General features: G+C 71.0%; 18 protein-coding genes and 1 tRNA gene. 6 read left to right on the top strand and 13 right to left on the bottom strand.

Annotated elements, in window-relative coordinates:
• Positions 1-2: 2 nt before the first annotated feature.
• From G6039_RS01105 to G6039_RS01095, 3 genes are all read right to left on the bottom strand, one after another.
• Positions 3-863, bottom strand: a complete 861-nt coding sequence (locus G6039_RS01105; protein WP_029542053.1) for an SDR family oxidoreductase — start codon at positions 861-863, stop codon at positions 3-5.
• 176 nt (positions 864-1,039) lie between these two features.
• The gene (locus G6039_RS01100; RefSeq protein WP_006944955.1) at positions 1,040-1,183 is read right to left on the bottom strand and encodes a hypothetical protein; all 144 of its coding nucleotides are present in this window, start codon (positions 1,181-1,183) and stop codon (positions 1,040-1,042) included.
• 110 nt (positions 1,184-1,293) lie between these two features.
• Positions 1,294-1,369, bottom strand: a tRNA-Ala gene (locus G6039_RS01095).
• A gap of 99 nt (positions 1,370-1,468) precedes the next feature.
• On the opposite strand from G6039_RS01095, the gene G6039_RS30940 reads away from it, so the two are divergent.
• Together G6039_RS30940 and G6039_RS01085 are read left to right on the top strand one after the other, a co-directional pair.
• Positions 1,469-3,118, top strand: coding sequence for a helix-turn-helix domain-containing protein (locus tag G6039_RS30940; protein WP_269216348.1), 1,650 nt, complete (start codon positions 1,469-1,471; stop codon positions 3,116-3,118).
• Complete coding sequence (locus G6039_RS01085) at positions 3,115-3,906, top strand: class I SAM-dependent methyltransferase (protein ID WP_006944958.1); 792 nt, start codon at positions 3,115-3,117, stop codon at positions 3,904-3,906. Before G6039_RS30940 ends, G6039_RS01085 begins: the two co-directional genes overlap by 4 nt.
• Positions 3,907-3,991: 85 nt before the next feature.
• Here the strand turns inward: G6039_RS01085 and sepX are convergent, their stop codons facing one another.
• The 4 genes from sepX to G6039_RS01065 all read right to left on the bottom strand — a co-directional run bounded on the left by sepX (position 3,992) and on the right by G6039_RS01065 (position 7,910).
• Entirely contained in the window at positions 3,992-4,846 is an 855-nt protein-coding gene (gene sepX / locus G6039_RS01080; protein WP_029542048.1) for a divisome protein SepX/GlpR, read from the bottom strand.
• 225 nt (positions 4,847-5,071) lie between these two features.
• On the bottom strand, positions 5,072-5,707 hold the full coding sequence (locus G6039_RS01075; RefSeq protein WP_029542046.1) for a GNAT family N-acetyltransferase: 636 nt from the start codon (positions 5,705-5,707) through the stop codon (positions 5,072-5,074).
• Entirely contained in the window at positions 5,707-6,966 is a 1,260-nt protein-coding gene (gene glp / locus G6039_RS01070) for a molybdotransferase-like divisome protein Glp (RefSeq protein WP_006944964.1), read from the bottom strand. Before glp ends, G6039_RS01075 begins: the two co-directional genes overlap by 1 nt.
• A gap of 32 nt (positions 6,967-6,998) precedes the next feature.
• On the bottom strand, positions 6,999-7,910 hold the full coding sequence (locus G6039_RS01065) for a UTP--glucose-1-phosphate uridylyltransferase (RefSeq protein WP_006944965.1): 912 nt from the start codon (positions 7,908-7,910) through the stop codon (positions 6,999-7,001).
• 62 nt (positions 7,911-7,972) lie between these two features.
• On the opposite strand from G6039_RS01065, the gene G6039_RS01060 reads away from it, so the two are divergent.
• From G6039_RS01060 to mscL, 4 genes are all read left to right on the top strand, one after another.
• Entirely contained in the window at positions 7,973-8,578 is a 606-nt protein-coding gene (locus tag G6039_RS01060) for a 5-formyltetrahydrofolate cyclo-ligase (RefSeq protein ID WP_006944966.1), read from the top strand.
• Between the two features lie 69 nt (positions 8,579-8,647).
• Entirely contained in the window at positions 8,648-8,947 is a 300-nt protein-coding gene (locus G6039_RS01055; RefSeq protein WP_006944967.1) for an FmdB family zinc ribbon protein, read from the top strand.
• A gap of 98 nt (positions 8,948-9,045) precedes the next feature.
• Positions 9,046-9,744: an RcpC/CpaB family pilus assembly protein gene (locus G6039_RS01050; RefSeq protein ID WP_051445995.1), complete on the top strand. Its 699-nt coding sequence runs from the start codon at positions 9,046-9,048 to the stop codon at positions 9,742-9,744.
• 96 nt (positions 9,745-9,840) lie between these two features.
• A complete protein-coding gene (gene mscL, locus G6039_RS01045; RefSeq protein ID WP_029542041.1) occupies positions 9,841-10,272 on the top strand; it encodes a large conductance mechanosensitive channel protein MscL in 432 nt (143 codons plus the stop codon).
• 90 nt (positions 10,273-10,362) lie between these two features.
• Here the strand turns inward: mscL and G6039_RS01040 are convergent, their stop codons facing one another.
• The 6 genes from G6039_RS01040 to rpmF form a co-directional block, all read right to left on the bottom strand.
• A complete protein-coding gene (locus tag G6039_RS01040) occupies positions 10,363-11,055 on the bottom strand; it encodes an MspA family porin (protein WP_029542039.1) in 693 nt (230 codons plus the stop codon).
• A 960-nt stretch (positions 11,056-12,015) separates the two neighbouring features.
• Entirely contained in the window at positions 12,016-12,513 is a 498-nt protein-coding gene (locus G6039_RS01035; RefSeq protein ID WP_029542037.1) for a MogA/MoaB family molybdenum cofactor biosynthesis protein, read from the bottom strand.
• Between the two features lie 71 nt (positions 12,514-12,584).
• Positions 12,585-13,853, bottom strand: a complete 1,269-nt coding sequence (locus G6039_RS01030) for a S1C family serine protease (RefSeq protein WP_006944973.1) — start codon at positions 13,851-13,853, stop codon at positions 12,585-12,587.
• A gap of 107 nt (positions 13,854-13,960) precedes the next feature.
• Complete coding sequence (locus tag G6039_RS01025) at positions 13,961-15,349, bottom strand: HAMP domain-containing sensor histidine kinase (RefSeq protein ID WP_202916546.1); 1,389 nt, start codon at positions 15,347-15,349, stop codon at positions 13,961-13,963.
• Between the two features lie 38 nt (positions 15,350-15,387).
• Positions 15,388-16,077: a response regulator transcription factor gene (locus tag G6039_RS01020; RefSeq protein ID WP_006944976.1), complete on the bottom strand. Its 690-nt coding sequence runs from the start codon at positions 16,075-16,077 to the stop codon at positions 15,388-15,390.
• A 101-nt stretch (positions 16,078-16,178) separates the two neighbouring features.
• Entirely contained in the window at positions 16,179-16,352 is a 174-nt protein-coding gene (gene rpmF / locus G6039_RS01015) for a 50S ribosomal protein L32 (protein WP_006944977.1), read from the bottom strand.
• Between the last annotated feature and the right edge of the window lie 27 nt (positions 16,353-16,379).

Raw genomic sequence — 16,379 nt, 5'->3', positions numbered from 1 at the left:
CGTCACCGGCGGGTACGCACCGCCTCGAGCGTGCGGGAGAAGTAGTTGTTGGCGAGCTGCATCACCACGTTGTACGGAGGCGCGAACTTGCGGGCCCACCAGTAACCGAAGCGCACGTCGAACGACGTGTACACCAGGAAACGGTTCTTCCGGATCCCGGCGAGGATGCACCCGGCGACCTTCTCCGGCGACGCGGCGTGCCGCTCGAACCGCGAGGTGAGCTTTCGGGCGGTCGGATGGTCGCGGTCCACGCCGACGATCTGCACCGAGTTCACCAGCGGGGTACGCACGGCGCCGGGCACGACGAGCGAGACCCCGATGCGGTGCCGGTGCAGGTCGAAGCGCAGCACCTCGGAGACCCCGCGCAGGCCGAACTTGCTCGCGCTGTACGCCGCGTGCCACGGCAGGGCCAGCAGGCCCGCCGCGGAGGAGACGTTGACGAGGTGCCCGCCGCGGCCGGCCTCGATCATGGGGGGCACGAAGTTCTCGATGACGTGGATCGGGCCCATCAGGTTGACGTCGACCATCTGCTTCCAGTGGCGGTGCTCGAGGGCGTCGACCGTGCCCCACACCGACGTTCCGGCGACGTTGGCGACCACGTCGAGGGCGCCGGCGCGGTCGTGGACGTCGGCGGCGAAGGCGGTGACCGCGTCGTAGTCGGAGATGTCGAGGGCGGCGGCGTGCAGCACCGACCCACCCCCTTCGCGCACCGTCCGCACCGTGTCGTCGAGACCGTCGGCGGCGAGGTCGGTGAGCACCAGTTCGGCACCCTCCGCGGCGGCGGCCAGGGCCAGCGCCCGGCCGATGCCGCTGGCCGCCCCGGTCACGAGGAACTTCCGGCCCCGCAGGTCCTTGATCGCCATCTCCGCCCCCGATTCGTCGTGTGCGGGTCACCTTAGCGCGGCGCGATCCGCCGCGGCGCCGCGCGGGCGCCGCGGTGAGAGAGAGGGGCTGAGGGCGTATGGGACCGCCGGCCGCGCGCTCGACAGTGCGTGTGCGCGACGAATGCGCGCGGGCGGCACCGATGCGCGCGGACGGCTCAGAGACGCTGGGCCATCTCCTCCTGGTACTTGCGGATCGTCTCCTCGATGCCGTCGGCGTCGGCCTCGCGCCCTTCGCTGCGGGCGCTGTCGGCACGTTCGCGGAGCACTCGAATAGCGCGCCGCAGTTCGTCGTCACTCATTCTGTGTTCCATGTCACACAGTCTCCCCGACCGCGGGCCGGTTCGGCCGGCAATCGGCGGCACGGCATCGACGACGAAGGGCGCCTCCCTGTCCGGGAGACGCCCTTCGGTGGTGGAGCTGAGGGGAATCGAACCCCTGACCTCTTCGATGCGAACGAAGCGCGCTACCAACTGCGCCACAGCCCCGCAGGTTCCGTTCGGAACCGCTCGCAAACTGTAGCAAACCAGCGAGCCGGAGACGAAATTGCGGTATCGGCACAGGTCACGGCGGCGGACAATCGACATGTGGATGCAGTGCGCCTCCGCGGGGAGCAGGCCCTGCGGGAGGGTCGGTGGGCCGCCGCGCTGGCCGACCTGACGTCGGTGGCGGCCGCGACCGACGATCCGGCGGCGTGGCTCGGCGTCGGCGAGGCGTCGTGGTGGCTCGGGCTCCTCGACGACAGCGTCGCCGCCTATCGCAGGGCCTACACGACGGCTCTCCGGATCGGCGACCGAGAGAGTGCGGTTCGCTGCGCGGCGTGGCTGAGCATCAGCTACACGTCCGATTTCGGCAACCGGTCGGTGGCCCACGGTTGGGTCCGCCGGGCGCAGCGACTGCTGCCCGAGGGCGCACCGGGCGCGTTGCACGCCCTGGTGTGGGTGGCACACGCCCACCGCCTGCTCCCGGACGCCGCAGCGGCCGGACCGTGGGCGGCGCGCGCCCTGGACGCCGCACACCGATGCGGCGACCGGGATCTCGAACTGGTGGCACTCGCCCAGTCCGGTCACGTGGCTGTGGCCCGGGGCGACCTGGAACCCGGATTCGCGCTGCTGGACGAGGCCGCGGCGGCCGCTCTGGGCGATGCGGACCGCCGATTCGACACCGTCGTGTTCGTCTGCTGCGACATGCTGGGCGCGTGTGCGCTCGCCGGCGACACCCGTCGCGCCGACGAGTGGTGCCGCGTCGCCGAGGACTTCACCTCCCGCTGGGGGTGTCCCTTCCTGTACGTCGAGTGCCGCACCCTCTACGGGGCATTGCTGCTCACCGCGGGCCGTTGGGCGGAGGCGGACCGGCTCCTGACGGCGGTTCTCACGCTCGACGAGAAGGTCTGCCCCGCCGTCCACGCGCGCGCCGTCGCGGCCCTCGCCACGCTCCGGGTCCGGCAGGGGCGGCTCGACGAGGCCCGGGCGATGCTGGACCGATCCCGCCGCCCGACCACGGAATTGGACACCGCCCGCGCCGAGGTCGCCCTCGCCGACGGCGATCCCGCAACCGCCCGGCGGCTGCTCGAACGTCACGGCACCACGTCCCTGCTGTGTGCCCGGGCCCAGGCGGCCACGGGCGACCTGAACGCGGCGACGACCACCGCGGCGGCGCTCGATCCCGACGGTCCCGAGGCGGTGGAGGCGTCGGCGCTGACTGCCGCGGCGCAGGGCTGCGTGGCGGCCGCGGTCGATGCCTTCGAGACGGCCGCCGCTCGCTGGGCGGACCGCTCGGCGCCGTTCGAGGAGGCCCGATGCCTGCTCGAACTGGCCGCGTCGGCGATGAACGACGATCCTGTCCTCGCGACCGCACGCGGGCGAACGGCGGTGACGATCTTCCGGGAACTCGGAGCCGTCGCCGCCGCGGACCGTTCCGCGGCCCTGTTGCGGCGTCTCGGGGTGCGCGGCGCCGGCATCCGCGCCACCACTCGCGCCGGCCCGGATCTCGACAGCGGCCTCACCGCCCGCGAACGCGAAGTACTGGACCTGCTCGCGAGGGGTTTGACGAATCCGGAGATCGCCGGCCGGCTGTTCGTCTCCCGCAAGACGGTGGCGCACCACGTGAGCCACATCCTCCGCAAGCTCGGCGTGCGGAACCGCTCGGAGGCCGCCGCGTATGCCGCCGCCCACCCGGAAGATGGGTCACCTGCCCGATGCGCGGCACCCGGGCGCGGCGCCATCCTCGGTGTATGACGAACACAAGCGAGAACTTCGGGATTTCACCGGCGGCCGCGGAGGTGTACGAGTCACGCTTCGTACCCGCGATCTTCGCGCAGTGGGCGCCACGGCTGCTGGACCAGGCTGCGATCACGACGGGCACGCGGGTGCTGGACGTGGCATGCGGAACCGGGATCGTCGCGCGCGTAGCCGCCGACCGGGTAGGCCCGTCGGGACGGGTGGTCGGTGTCGATGCCAGTGAGGCCATGCTGGCGGTGGCACGTCGGTTGCGTCCCGACCTCGAATGGCACCGGGGTGACGCCGGCGCGCTGCCGTTCGCGGACGGTTCGTTCGATGCGGCGCTGTGCCAGATGGCGCTGATGTTCTTTCCCGATCGTGCACGGGCGCTGCGCGAGATGCGCCGCGTGGCGACGGAGATGGTCGCCGTGTGTGTGCCGGCCGCGTTGGACGAGCAGCCGGCATACCGAGACTTCGTCGACGTCGCGGTGCGGCACGCCGGCCCGCCCGCGGCATCCCTCCTGGGCACCTACTGGAGTTGTGGGGACCGCGACGAACTACGGGGATGGTTCCGCGACGCCGGACTCACCGTCGATCGGTTCACCACGCACACCGGAAGCGCGCGGTTCCCGTCCGTGGATGCGATGGTGGCGACCGAGGTCGAGGGCAGCCCGTTGATCGAACGGCTCGACGCCGGAACGTACGAGGCGATCACCTCGGAGGCCCGAACGGTGCTGGCCCGGTTCACCGACCCGGACGGCTCGGTGTCGGCGCCTCTCGTGGCGCACATCGTCACCGCGCGCTGAATACGCCCTCGCTCCGAGCGAATGTATCGCCCGCTACCGCTGAGGAGATGAACGATACATTCGCTCGGCCCGAACGGATCGGTGACTACTCCCCGGAGGCCCGACGCACCGGGTAGTCGTCGGCGTCGTAACGGGGTTCGTACGTCTCGTGGGCGGGCTCGTCGTCCGTGTAGTGGTCCAGGTGCTCGAACACCGGGTCCTCGTCGTCCACCTCGAGCACCACCGCGCCGGGGCGTCGCAGCCGGGCCGGGACCAGCCGCAGCTCGTCGTCACTGTGTGACTCGACGCCGAGCCGCGAACGGTTCAGGCGCGCCATGCGACGGCGGCGGATCTCCTGCTCGACACGCACCTGGCGACGGAGGTAGATCAGGTAGCCGGCGAGGGCAGCCGTCGCCACCGTGCACAGCCACCACAGGGCCGACGAGACGATGAGGGCGAGGGCGGCGGTGATGATCGCGGCGAACAGCAGGCCGAGCACGGTGCGCTGCCGGAACTCGTAGCGCGCGGCCCGGGCCATGGCGTCGGCCTGCGGGTCGAATCCGCCGCGTCCGCGGCGCTGGGGCACGAACTCCCGGGCGGGAGCCCGGTCGGGACGCTCCTCGAAGTCGATGTCGGTGTCGTGGTCGGTGTCGAGCTGTGTGTCCATGCGGTCCTCCGCTGGGTGGCGGTGTCTGCGGTCGTCCACCGTGCGGGCGCGACCGGAGTCGTCGCCGGCTGTGGGACGGGCGGAATCCCGACTCGGACGCCAGTGGGGGTCGGTGCGATGACCGGCGGCCGGCCCGCGCGGGGCGAGTGGCTCGTCGTCACCTCGGTGCAGGACCCGGGTTGCGAGTGCGGCGTCGGTCGTCTGGCGAATACGGGGGCGCTTCGTGACCAGCATGGGCACCAGAACGAACAACCACACGGCAACCAGCCCGATCCACAGGAGCGAGTTCGGCATTTCGGCGGCCCTCCTCCCAGTTGTCGCCTACCAGTCCGTCGACGCCACTGACCCCGTCAGGTTAGCGGCCCCGAAGCCGTCACCCGGACAGAAACGCCGACTCAGATGACTACAGCTGTCACACGAGTCACGCGAATCATGTGACACTCTCTTCACTCTAGTCACAGGGATATAGGACCGTGTGGGTATTACTACGCAGCGATGCACGTAATCTGCGTTACAAGATCAGGCCCAGGTGGCCCGGCCGCCCCGGATCAGCACATCGGACACGCTTCCGGGGACCTCCTCGACCGTCATCGCGACCAGCAGATGGTCGCGGAACCGCCCGTCGACGTCGAGGTAGCGCCGCAGCAGGCCCTCCTCCCGGAAGCCGACGTTGCGCAGGACCGCGCGGCTCGCAACGTTCTCCGGCCGCACCGTGGCCTCCACCCGGTGCAGTCCGGCCGGCCCGAAGCAGTGGTCGAGCCCCAGCGCCACCGCCGCTGTCGCCACGCCCAGGCCGTTGACGTGCTTGGCCACCCAATACCCGATCCACGCCGACCGCAGCGCTCCGCGCACCACGTTGCCCACGGTGATCTGCCCGCAGAACTCGCCGTCGAGCTCGATCGCCATCGGCAGCATGTGGCCCCGGCGGGCCTCCGCCCGCAGGCTGCGGTACAGCCCCGGCCACACGGTGATGTGATGGCGCATCTCCCACGGCACGTCGCCGGTGGGTTCCCACGGCTCGAGATGCGCCCGGTCCCGGATCCGCAACCGGCTCCACGCCGCCGCGTCCCGCAGCCGGATCGGCCGCACCGTGACCAGGCCGCCGGCCACCCGCAGCGGGCCCAGCTCCGCCGGCCATCCCGGATGACGGGTCATCAGCCGCGCTGTCCGAGGAAGGCGACGTCCACCGGATCCCCGGTGCGCACCTCGGTCACCTCCGGCTCGATCAGCACCAGGCAGTTCGCCTCGGCCAGGGTCGCCAGCAGGTGCGACGACGCGCCCGCCGCCCCACCGAGCGCCTGGACCATGTACTCGCCGGTCGCCTCGTCGCGCATCAGCTGCCCCCGCAGGAATCCCTTGCGGTCCGGGATCGAGGTGATCGGCGTGACGGTGCGGGCGGTGACGACGCGGCGCATCGGCTGCCGGCGGCCGAGCGCGATACGGATCAGCGGCCGCACCATCACCTCGAACACGACCAGCGCGCTGACCGGGTTGCCCGGCAGCAGGAAGGTGGGCACCTCGTCGCGGCCGAGCTGGCCGAACCCCTGCACCGAACCGGGGTGCATCGCCACCCGCTCCACTTCGAGCTTGCCGAGGTCCGACAACGCCTCGCGCACGTCCTCGAGCGCGCCGCCACCGACGGCTCCCGCGACGACGACGATCTCGGAGCGGATCAGCTGGCCCTCGACGACCTCCCGCAGGCGCTTCGGGTCGGTGCTGGCGATTCCGACGCGGTTGACGTCCGCGCCGGCGTCGCGGGCGGCCGCCGCGAGCGCGTACGAGTTGACGTCGTACACCTGGCCGGGGCCCGGAGTGCGGTCCACGTCCACGAGTTCGCCGCCGATGGAGATCACCGAGAGCCGGGGACGCGGATGGACCAGCACCTTGTCGCGGCCGACCGCCGCGAGCAGCCCGACCTGGGCGGCCCCGATGATGGTGCCGGCCCGGACCGCGACGTCACCGGGCTGGACGTCGTCGCCGGCGCGGCGCACGTAGTCGCCGGTCCGGACGGGACGCAGGACCTTGATGCGCGCGCGGCCACCGTCGGTGCGGTCGAGCGGGAGGACGGCGTCGGCGAGGGTCGGCAGCGGCGCCCCGGTGTCCACCCGCACGGCCTGCCGTGGCTGCAGCCGGATCGGTTGACGCGAGCCGGCCGAGACCTCCCCCACCACGGGCAGGGTCAGCTCGATCGGCTCGCCGTCCTCGCCGGTCCGGTCGGTGCCCGCCCCCTGGACGTCGACGCTGCGGACCGCGTAACCGTCGATCGCGGCCTGGTCGAAGCCGGGCAGTGGCCGTTCGGTGACCACTTCCTCCGCGCAGAGCAGCCCCTGGGCCTCGGAGATGGCGACCCGGACCGGCCGTGGCGCCACCGCCGCCGCCGTGACCCTGGCCTGTTGATCCTCGACCGACCGCATACCGCTTCTCGTCCTCCCGACCTGTCGCGCCGTCAGTGCTTCAGGCGCTCGACCAGCCACTCCCGCAGGGAGGGGCCGTACTCCTCGCTGTTCAACGCAGAGTCAACCGCAGCGCGCAGATAGCCGCCGGGATTTCCGAGGTCGTGTCGAGTGCCGCGATGCACCACCACATGCACGGGGTGACCCTCCTCGATGAGCAGGGCGATCGCATCGGTGAGCTGCAGTTCGCCGCCCGCACCGGGGGTGATCCGGCGCAGCGCGTCGAAGATCGCTCGATCGAGCAGATAGCGGCCGGCAGCGGCGAAGGTGGACGGCGCATCCTCGGGCGCCGGCTTCTCGACCATGCCGACGACCTTCAGCACGTCCGGGTTGACGGCGTCGGGCACCTCCTCGACGTCGAAGACGCCGTAGGCGCTCACCTGGTCCTTGGGCACGTCGATCGCGCACAGCACCGTGCCGCCGCGCTTGGCACGCACCCGCTGCATGGTCTCGAGGACGCCGCGCGGCAGCACGAGGTCGTCCGGGAGCAGCACCGCGATGGAGTCCTCGTCCGGATCGAGGGCGACCTCGGCGCACGCGACGGCGTGCCCGAGCCCGAGCGGCTTCTCCTGCACCACCGACTCCACCTCGAGCAGGCCCGGCGCCTTGCGGACCTTCTCGAGCAGGTGGTACTTGCCGCTCTCCTTCAGCTTCGACTCGAGGACCAGGTCCTCGACGAAATGCGCGACGACGCCGTCCTTACCCGGAGCCGTCACGATCACCAGGCGCTCGGCACCCGAGTCCGCGGCCTCCCCCGCCACGAGCTCGATTCCGGGCGTGTCCACCACCGGAAGAAGTTCCTTCGGCACGGTCTTGGTCGCGGGCAGAAAGCGCGTACCGAGACCGGCTGCGGGAACCACCGCCGTCCGGAAGTGGCCGGCTTCACCGGTCGCTCTGTTCGTCATAAACACCCACCCTAACTTTCGGCTACCACCCGGTAGATACGTCAGATCCTAAGGTGGCGGATATGAGCGCACTCTCCAAGTCGGAATGGCGGGCCCGAATCGTTGCTGCGCGACGGGCCCGCAGCGACGGGGAGCGCCGCGGCGAGGACGACGCCCTCGCCGCGGCGGCACGGTCGCTGGCCCCCGCTAGGGCGACGGTCTGCGCGTACGTGCCGGTCGGTTCGGAACCCGGTGCGTTGTCCCTGCTCGACGCCCTGCGCGAGGCCGGAAACCGGGTGCTGCTCCCGCTCACCCGTCCGGACAGCACCCTGGACTGGGCGCAGTACACCGGCCCCGGCGCCCTCGCCCCCGCCGGGTACGGCCTGCTGGAACCCACCGGGCCGGCGCTGGGCCCGGAGGAGGTGCGACGGGCGCACACCGTGGTGGTGCCGGCGCTCGCAGTGGACGAGCGCGGCGTGCGGCTCGGTCGCGGGGCCGGCTTCTACGACCGGACCCTGCACCTCGCCGCCGCCGACGCCGTCCTGGTCGCGGTGGTCCGGGACGACGAACTCGTGCCGGAGCTGCCGGAGGATCCCCACGACATCCGGATGGGCTGGGCCCTGACCCCCGGCCGCGGCCTGGTGCCGCTGAACGGGTCGCGCGACACCGGGAATAGAGCACCCAGGTAGCCACGTTGGCACTGTCGGCTGTAGAGTGCTAATGCTGCGGTCGCCAACCAATTCGCGGAGGATCCACCGGTGCCCACTTACTCCTATGCCTGTACGTCCTGCGACAACCGATTCGACATCGTGCAGTCGTTCACCGACGACGCCCTGACGGAATGCAACGAGTGCTCGGGCAAGCTGCGCAAGCTGTTCAATTCGGTCGGCATCGTCTTCAAGGGCAGCGGCTTCTACCGCACCGACTCCCGCGGCGGAGGCAGCACCGCCAGCGAGCCGGCCAAGTCCGACTCGTCGTCCGGCAGTTCGTCGAGCACCTCGTCGTCGGACTCCTCGTCGTCGAGCACCTCGTCGGCCCCGGCCGCAGCCGCGAGCTGACACAGTTTCATCCACAGGCGGACGGTTCATCCACAGTCCGCCCGTGACCGGCACTTCACCGGGCCGGCGGGCACGGCCGAACTCGTAGGGTTCGGACCATGCCCGCCGGTCCGTTCTCGTTCCCGCCCCTGCGGAATCCGCTCGATCCCACCCTGCCCGACCGCCTCACGGCCCTGATACGGCCGGGCTGGGCGCGCACCGTCGCCGTCCGCCGCGCGATCGCGGCCGGTCTCGTCGGGGTCGCGGCGGTCTCCGCCGTCACCGGCGGCCCGTCGGGCGACCGGACCCCCACGGTCGTCGCCGCCCGCGACCTGCGGCCCGGGCAGACCCTCACCGCCGACGACGTCACCGTCGTCGAGCGCGACTCGTCCCAACTCCCGTCCGGGGCACTCACCGACCCCGCCGAGGCGATCGGCCACACCCTGGCCGGACCGGTGCCCGCCGGCGAAGCCCTCGTCGGGGTGCGGATGCTCGGGCCGCGGCTGGCGGCGTCCGCCACCGGCGACGCGGCGGCTCGGGTGGTCCCGGTGCGCCTGGCCGATCCCGGCGTCGGGGATCTGCTGCGCGAAGGCGACCTCGTCGACGTCCTCACCGTCGCCGAGGACGACCCCCCCTCGTCGGGTGCGGCGCCGGAGGTGCGGGTGCTGGCCACGGAGGCGACCGTCGTGCTGGCCCAGGGAACGGACCGGACGAGCGACCGCGGCGAGAAGGTGGTCCTGCTCGCCCTGCCGCCCGAGCCCGCGACGGCTGTGGCTGCTGCGTCGCTCGTGAGCGCGTTGACGGTGACCCTGCACTGATCCGGGCCGGGATCCGCATTCCGGACTTTGCGACATACCTACTGGTCTATGGTGCGACTGCGAGCATGACGACAAGACACGTCTAGGAGAAGCGCCATGTTGAAAGGCTTCAAGGACTTCCTGCTCCGCGGAAACGTACTCGACCTCGCTGTCGCGGTCGTCATCGGCACCGCGTTCACGGCCATCGTCACGGCCTTCACCAGCAACGTCATCGAACCCCTGATTGCCGCGCTCGGCGGCGACAACGAGATGGGCTGGGGCTTCCAGATCCTCGCGGACAATCCCGCCACGTTCGTCAACATCGGCGCGGTGGTGTCGGCGATCATCAATTTCGTCATCATCGCCGCCGTCGTCTACTTCGTGCTGATCGTCCCGGCGAACGCGGCCAAGAAGCGGTTCGCCACCGAGAGGGACGACACCAAGGCGAGCGCCGAGGATCTGCTCATCCAGATCCGCGACCTCCTCCAGGTGCAGTCCGGCCAGACCGGCGCACACGCCAAGCTGAGCCTCGAGGAGAGGGAACAGTAGGCGCAACCGTGCCACCGACGAAAAAGGTTGGGCCCGCTCGGAATTCCGAGCGGGCCCAACCCGTGTTCAGCCTGTCGGCAGGACGTCGTGTCAGACGGTCCAGGGCTTGCCGTAGGTGGTCACGTTGTCGCCGTTCGCGGTGATCACGCGGACGAACGGACGGACCTGAACGCTGCCGATGATGCCGGAGCCGGTGCCGTGGACGTTCGCGAACTGAACTTCCTTGTAGTCCCCGTCGAACTCACCCTCGGTGACGACGAGTTCCTCGATACCCGGTGCCGGGGTCAGCTCGATCTCGGCGTAGGCCTGCGGCAGGATGTCGGTGACGGTCGCCGTGCTTCCGACCGTGACCTCCGCCTCGGCCGGCGCATCCAGCGGATCCAGCCCCACGGTGGCCGTACCCTCCGCACCCGTCTCCAGCTCGAGCTGCGGGGTGGAGTAGGTGACGCCGATCTTGCCGTCGACGCTGCCGGCCCACGCGAACTGGTAGCCGAACTGGAAGGTGCTGGTCGCGTCGGCCGCGTCCTCACCGCTCAGGACGGCCTTGCCCCGCCCGTTGTGAAACCACTCGCGATTGAACGGGCTGCCACCGAGGGCCGGTACGCCGTGGATGAAGGTGTCCTCCTGGGACACTACGACCTCGAGACCGTTCGAGACGATCCGGTTGGAGTCGTCGACCGCGGCCTGCGCCGTACCGGTCGCACCGAGGACCAGGCCCAGGACAGCGGCACCGGACACCGCGGCGTTACGTGCGGCCTTGAGGCCACGCGACTTGATTCCCATTTCTTCTCCGTACTTCGTGGTGGGGTTACTGCAGGGCTGGCCCATTCCGGACCGGGTTCCCGGACTTGCGATGGTTCGACGTAGACGACGATCCCGGACCATGTGCCCTGACGAGCAGCGTCTCGGACCGGCGAGAAGACCACTGCCGACGGATGTCGCACCCGGTCCTGCCGACCTGTTTCTCAATGCGTCATCCGTTCTCTGCCTGTCCGTCCGCACGTCCGCGCCGACTACCGTCCTCGAGCGCGCCGAGCGTGCGCCGTCGCCCACCCGGCCTCATGGATCGGGGACCGACGGAGACGTCTCGACAGGCTCCGTTTCCGATTCGTGATGAAGATCCTCGCAAGGCTTCCGATCTTGACCTCAGCGAACCACGACAGAGACTAGACCGTGACCTCAAGAGCCAGCAACGGCTACGTCGGCGCGACGGGACGCCACGGACCGGAAATGTTTCGGCTCAGTGAAACAACCGGTGACCAATGGAGACAGCGGCACACAGAGACCGCAAGATGTCAATTCTTAGGGTTAGCTTATCCGCATTTGCGCATACCCACTGGTGACACACGCAAACGGGGTGTGACGTGATACACCTGGTATGCAACGCGTGATCGGAACCACCCGATGAGGCCCCGAGGGGCGAGAGGGAACGCCGAGCCTAGGGGTTACGAAAAGATTTCGAATCGTCGGCCGAGAAATTAACGATAAGCCATGCGAAGGCAACTAGAAGTGGGGTAGATCACACACCACCACCGTGATGCGGCGGTACCTGCCGGCGCAGCCATTCTTCCGAGTCGGACGAATCGTCTGCCGGCGAGCGCTCGTCGCGGGTCGTCTCGGGGAGGACGTCGCCGAAGATGCGGCGGAGCCGGGCCCGGTCGATCCGGGCCCGGCTCGCGTCGTCGCGCCGTGGTGCGTCGTCCGACGACGCGCCGGACGCGCTCTCGTCCGTGCCGGTGATGGCTATCCCTCCACCCGCGACAGTTCCTCGATCACGTGCGAGGCGAGCGGCAGGAGCGTGGCCATGCCGTCGCGGATCGCCGCGCGCGAGGAGGCGAGGTTCGCGACCAACGTGGAGCCGGACAGGCCGACCAGACCGCGGGACAGACCGGCGTCCATCGCGCCGGCGGAGAAGCCGGACGAGCGCAGGGCCTCGCCGATCCCCGGGAGTTCCCGGTCGAGCACATCGGAGGTGGCGTCGGGCGTCACGTCGCGCGGCGACACCCCGGTGCCGCCGACGGAGATGACCAGGTCCACGCCGCCGATGACGGCGGTGTTGAGGGCGTTGCGGATCTCCACCTCGTCGGCCGACACCGTGACGACACCGTCCACGGCGAATCCCTCCTCTGCGAGGAGCTCGGTGACCAGGGGCCCGGCGGAGTCCGGGTTGTCGCCGTGCGCTACCCGGTCGTCTACGATCACCACGAGGGCTCGCCCGGTCCTGGGGGTTTCGAATTCCATGATGCCCACCGTAGTTGCCCTGTCCGTCGAACGAGCTGTATGTCCGAGAATGAACCCGGCGGCGTCTCTTCTCATCGGCCACCCGCCTCGGCCGCCGCGAGCTGCACGTCGACGGTCTTCTCGCTGCCACCCTGTGCGTCGGTGTAGGTGATGCGCACGGTGTCACCGGGCGCGTACGAGCGGACCGCCGCGATCAGCGAGTCCCCGTCGGTGACGAGCCGGTCGTCGACCTTGGTGATGATCACGCCGCTCGGAATACCGGCCCGTTCCGCCGGCCCGCCGCCGGTGACCTCCATGACCCGAGCGCCGCGCACGTCGCTTTGCGACGGCACCTGGACGCCGATGACGGCGTGGGTCGCCTTGCCGGTGTCGACGAGTTCGTCGGCGATGCGGCGTGCCTGATCGACCGGGATGGCGAAGCCGAGGCCGATGGATCCGGACTGTCCGCCGGCCGTGGCGATCGCCGTGTTGACGCCGATCAGCTGGCCGTCCATGTTCACCAGCGCGCCGCCGGAGTTGCCGGGGTTGATCGCGGCGTCGGTCTGCAGCGCATCGATGACGGTGTTCTGGTTGCCAGTCTCCCCGCTGGTCGACACCGGCCGGTCCAGGGCCGAGACGATACCGGTGGTCACCGTGCTCTCGAGACCGAGCGGCGAGCCGACCGCCACCACCTGCTGGCCCACCTGCACGGCGTTCGAGTCGCCGAGCTCGATCGGGGTGAGGTCGGTGCGGCCCTCCGCGCGGATCACGGCGATGTCGGAGATCGGGTCGGCGCCCACGATGGTCGCGGGGACCGAGCTGCCGTCGGAGAAGTACACCGTGAGCTGCGCGCCGGCGCCGCCTCCGGCGACGACGTGGTTGTTGGTGAGGATCAGGCCGTCGGAGGACAGGATCACGCCCGAGCCCTCGCCCTGCGCGGTGCGGCCGACCACCTCGATGCGCACGACGCTCGGTACGACCTTCTGCGCGACGGCCTGCACCGAACCGGCGGGGGCGGCGGCGACGGTCGTCGTGGACGGCCGCGGCGCGTCGAGGGCGTTGGTGACGGCCGTGCCGCCGGTCGACTGCTGCGTGGTCCACGCGCCGACGGCGCCGCCGATCCCGCCGCTGACCAGTGCCAGCGCGACGGCGCCGAGGGCGAGCAGGCCCCGCGCCGATCGGGGTGAACCCTGGGGCCCCGGCGCGGGCTGGGGCGGGGCGCCGAACGGCGCGGTGTGCCCGTACCCGGCATAGGGACCGGAGGGAGCCTGGTAGGGATTCGGCTGGTGCGGTGTCGGCTGCTGCGGTGTCGGCTGGTGCGGCTCGGGGCGGCCGCCACCCGGTGTGGGGTCCTCGCTCATCTCATCGCTTTCGGTCTACACGGCCGCCGGGTCGGCGGCTCGTCGTTCGGCTTCCAGCATGCCCGCGGCGGCTGAGAGTCCGCTTAGATCCGACGGCGATTTTCCTGTCAATCCGCCGGGTGTTCGAGCTGCGGGGTGCCGGGCAGCACGATCCGGACGAGGGCACCCCCACGCGACGAGATGTCGACCGCGATGGTGCCGCCGTGCTTCATCACCACCTGCCGCACGATCGCGAGGCCGAGGCCGGATCCGGGCATCGACCTCGACGCGGTGGAGCGGTAGAACCGCTCGAACACCAGCTCGCGGTCCTCCTCGGGGATGCCGGGCCCGGCGTCGTCGACGGTCAGCTCCATCAGGCCGGTGCCGAGCTGGCGCATCGACACCAGCACCTCGGCGTCGGCGGGACTCCACTTGGCAGCGTTGTCGAGGACGTTGAGCACCGCCCGGGAGAGCGCGGCGTGGTCGCCGTAGACGAACCACGGTTCCGTGTGCGCCGTGAAGTCGATGTCGGAGCGGCGGCGCCGGGCGCGTTCGAGGCTGCGCTCGACGACCTCCGAGATGTCGACGGGTTCGAACACCGTCTCGGGGGCGTCCTCGCGGGCGAGGTCGACGAGGTCGCCCACCAGGGTGGACAGCTCCTCGATCTGCGCCACCACGTCGGCGCGCAGCTCCGCCATGTCCTCCTCGGGCAGGTTCGGCGCGTCGGGCCGGCTCGCCGCGATGAGCAGCTCCATGTTCGTGCGCAGCGACGTCAGCGGGGTGCGCAGCTCGTGGCCGGCGTCGGCGACGAGCCGGCTCTGCCGCTCCCGCGACTCGGCGAGGGCGCGCAGCATCGTGTTGAAGCTCTCGGTGAGCCGGGCCAGCTCGTCGTGCCCGGTCACGCGGATCGGCCGCAGGTCGTCGGTGCGGGCGACCCGCTCGGCCGCCGCGGTGAGGCGCGCGACGGGGCGCAGACCGGTGCGTCCCACCGTCGCGCCGGCAGCGGCGGCGAGCACCACGCCGCACCCCCCGACGACGAACAGCACGCTCGCGAGCCGTTTGAGGATGTCCGCCGTCGGCTGCAGGCGCTGGGCGATGACGATGGTGCTGCCGTCGGGGATGCGCTGCGCGAGCACCCGCTGATGGCCGACGGTGCGCAGCGACGACTCCCGTTCGCCCTTCGCGACGGCGAGTTCGGCGCCGCCGATCGGGACGGACGACCCGGGCGGCACGTACTGCCCCAGGTTGGAGTAGATGAGCGCCACGCTGATGTCGGAGCTGTAGAGCTGGGCGCCACCGATGTAGCGGGGGTCGTAGGTGATCAGGGTGCTGCTCTCGACGAGCGCGGCAGCCCGCGCCCGCAACTGCTTGTCGACGTCGGCGTAGAGGGCGCGGGCCACCACCGCGTACGCCGCGATGGAGGTCACCGCGACGGCGATCGCCACCGCGCCGGCGGCCAGCAACGTGACACGCCGGCGCAGCGGCACCGACCGGGTCAGCAGCAGCGGGGGGCGCATGGGGCGCTTCGAATCCGGGTCGGCGCCGTCGAGCCGGGTCACGGCGGGGTTTCCCGCAGGACGTAGCCGACGCCGCGCACCGTGTGGATCAGGCGCGGCTCCCCGTCGGCCTCGGTCTTGCGGCGCAGGTAGCCCACGTACACCTCGAGGGCGTTGCCGGAGGTGGGGAAGTCGTAGCCCCACACCTCCTCGAGGATGCGGCTGCGGCTGAGGACCCGGCGGGGGTTCGCCATGAGCATTTCCATGAGCGCGAACTCGGTGCGGGTGAGGCTGATCGACCGGGTGCCGCGGGTCACCTCGCGGGTGGACGGGTTCAGCGTCAGGTCCGCGAAACGCAGCGTCTCCTCCGACTCGGTGGCCGGGTCGGGCGAGGCGCGGCGGAGCAGCGCGCGCAGCCGGGCGAGCAGTTCCTCGAGCGCGAACGGCTTGGGGAGGTAGTCGTCGGCGCCGGCGTCCAGGCCGGCGACGCGCTCGGAGACGGAGTCACGGGCGGTCAGGACGAGGATGGGCAGGTCGTCGCCGGTACTGCGGAGTCGGCGGCACACCTCGAGGCCGTCGACCCGCGGCATCATCACGTCGAGGACCATCGCGTCGGGCCGCTCGGCCGCGACCTGTTCGAGGGCGTCCTGCCCGTCCGTGGCGAGTTCGACGGTGTATCCGTTGAAGCTCAGTGATCGGCGCAGGGACTCCCGCACCGCCCGGTCGTCGTCGACCACCAGAATGCGCATGGCCTCCAGTGTGGACCCGACCGCTGAGAGGTGTCTGAGAGGGCGGCGGCGTGTCCGGCGAGGGGGACCCGCCCGGCGCCGCGGTTCCCCCTCGCGGGTCGTCACACCTCGTTCGGGTCGATCACCCCGAGCCGCACGGCCTTCACGAGCCGTCGCGGGACGTGGTGCGTGACACCGGCGACGGTGACCGGCACCAGGGCCGGGACCTGCGCGTGCCACTGCGAGCGGCGGCTGCGAGTGTTGGACCGGGACATCCGGCGCTTGGGTACTGCCATGGTGGTTCTCCTCGGGTGTCCGGGTGG

The organism is Rhodococcus aetherivorans (genome assembly GCF_011058165.1).
In the GTDB taxonomy this organism is placed as follows: Bacteria; Actinomycetota; Actinomycetes; order Mycobacteriales; family Mycobacteriaceae; genus Rhodococcus; species Rhodococcus aetherivorans.
Note: the sequence above shows the minus strand (reverse complement) of the source record. Positions and strands in the feature narration are given on the sequence as shown.

Coding starts and splice junctions, on each gene's coding strand:
- G6039_RS01105 (WP_029542053.1), bottom strand. CDS start 863: ATGGCGATCAAGGACCTGCGGGGCCGGAAGTTCCTCGTGACCGGGGCG.
- G6039_RS01100 (WP_006944955.1), bottom strand. CDS start 1,183: ATGAGTGACGACGAACTGCGGCGCGCTATTCGAGTGCTCCGCGAACGT.
- G6039_RS01085 (WP_006944958.1), top strand. CDS start 3,115: ATGACGAACACAAGCGAGAACTTCGGGATTTCACCGGCGGCCGCGGAG.
- sepX (WP_029542048.1), bottom strand. CDS start 4,846: ATGCCGAACTCGCTCCTGTGGATCGGGCTGGTTGCCGTGTGGTTGTTC.
- G6039_RS01075 (WP_029542046.1), bottom strand. CDS start 5,707: ATGACCCGTCATCCGGGATGGCCGGCGGAGCTGGGCCCGCTGCGGGTG.
- glp (WP_006944964.1), bottom strand. CDS start 6,966: ATGCGGTCGGTCGAGGATCAACAGGCCAGGGTCACGGCGGCGGCGGTG.
- G6039_RS01065 (WP_006944965.1), bottom strand. CDS start 7,910: ATGACGAACAGAGCGACCGGTGAAGCCGGCCACTTCCGGACGGCGGTG.
- G6039_RS01060 (WP_006944966.1), top strand. CDS start 7,973: ATGAGCGCACTCTCCAAGTCGGAATGGCGGGCCCGAATCGTTGCTGCG.
- G6039_RS01050 (WP_051445995.1), top strand. CDS start 9,046: ATGCCCGCCGGTCCGTTCTCGTTCCCGCCCCTGCGGAATCCGCTCGAT.
- mscL (WP_029542041.1), top strand. CDS start 9,841: ATGTTGAAAGGCTTCAAGGACTTCCTGCTCCGCGGAAACGTACTCGAC.
- G6039_RS01040 (WP_029542039.1), bottom strand. CDS start 11,055: ATGGGAATCAAGTCGCGTGGCCTCAAGGCCGCACGTAACGCCGCGGTG.
- G6039_RS01035 (WP_029542037.1), bottom strand. CDS start 12,513: ATGGAATTCGAAACCCCCAGGACCGGGCGAGCCCTCGTGGTGATCGTA.
- G6039_RS01030 (WP_006944973.1), bottom strand. CDS start 13,853: ATGAGCGAGGACCCCACACCGGGTGGCGGCCGCCCCGAGCCGCACCAG.
- G6039_RS01025 (WP_202916546.1), bottom strand. CDS start 15,349: ATGCGCCCCCCGCTGCTGCTGACCCGGTCGGTGCCGCTGCGCCGGCGT.
- G6039_RS01020 (WP_006944976.1), bottom strand. CDS start 16,077: ATGCGCATTCTGGTGGTCGACGACGACCGGGCGGTGCGGGAGTCCCTG.
- rpmF (WP_006944977.1), bottom strand. CDS start 16,352: ATGGCAGTACCCAAGCGCCGGATGTCCCGGTCCAACACTCGCAGCCGC.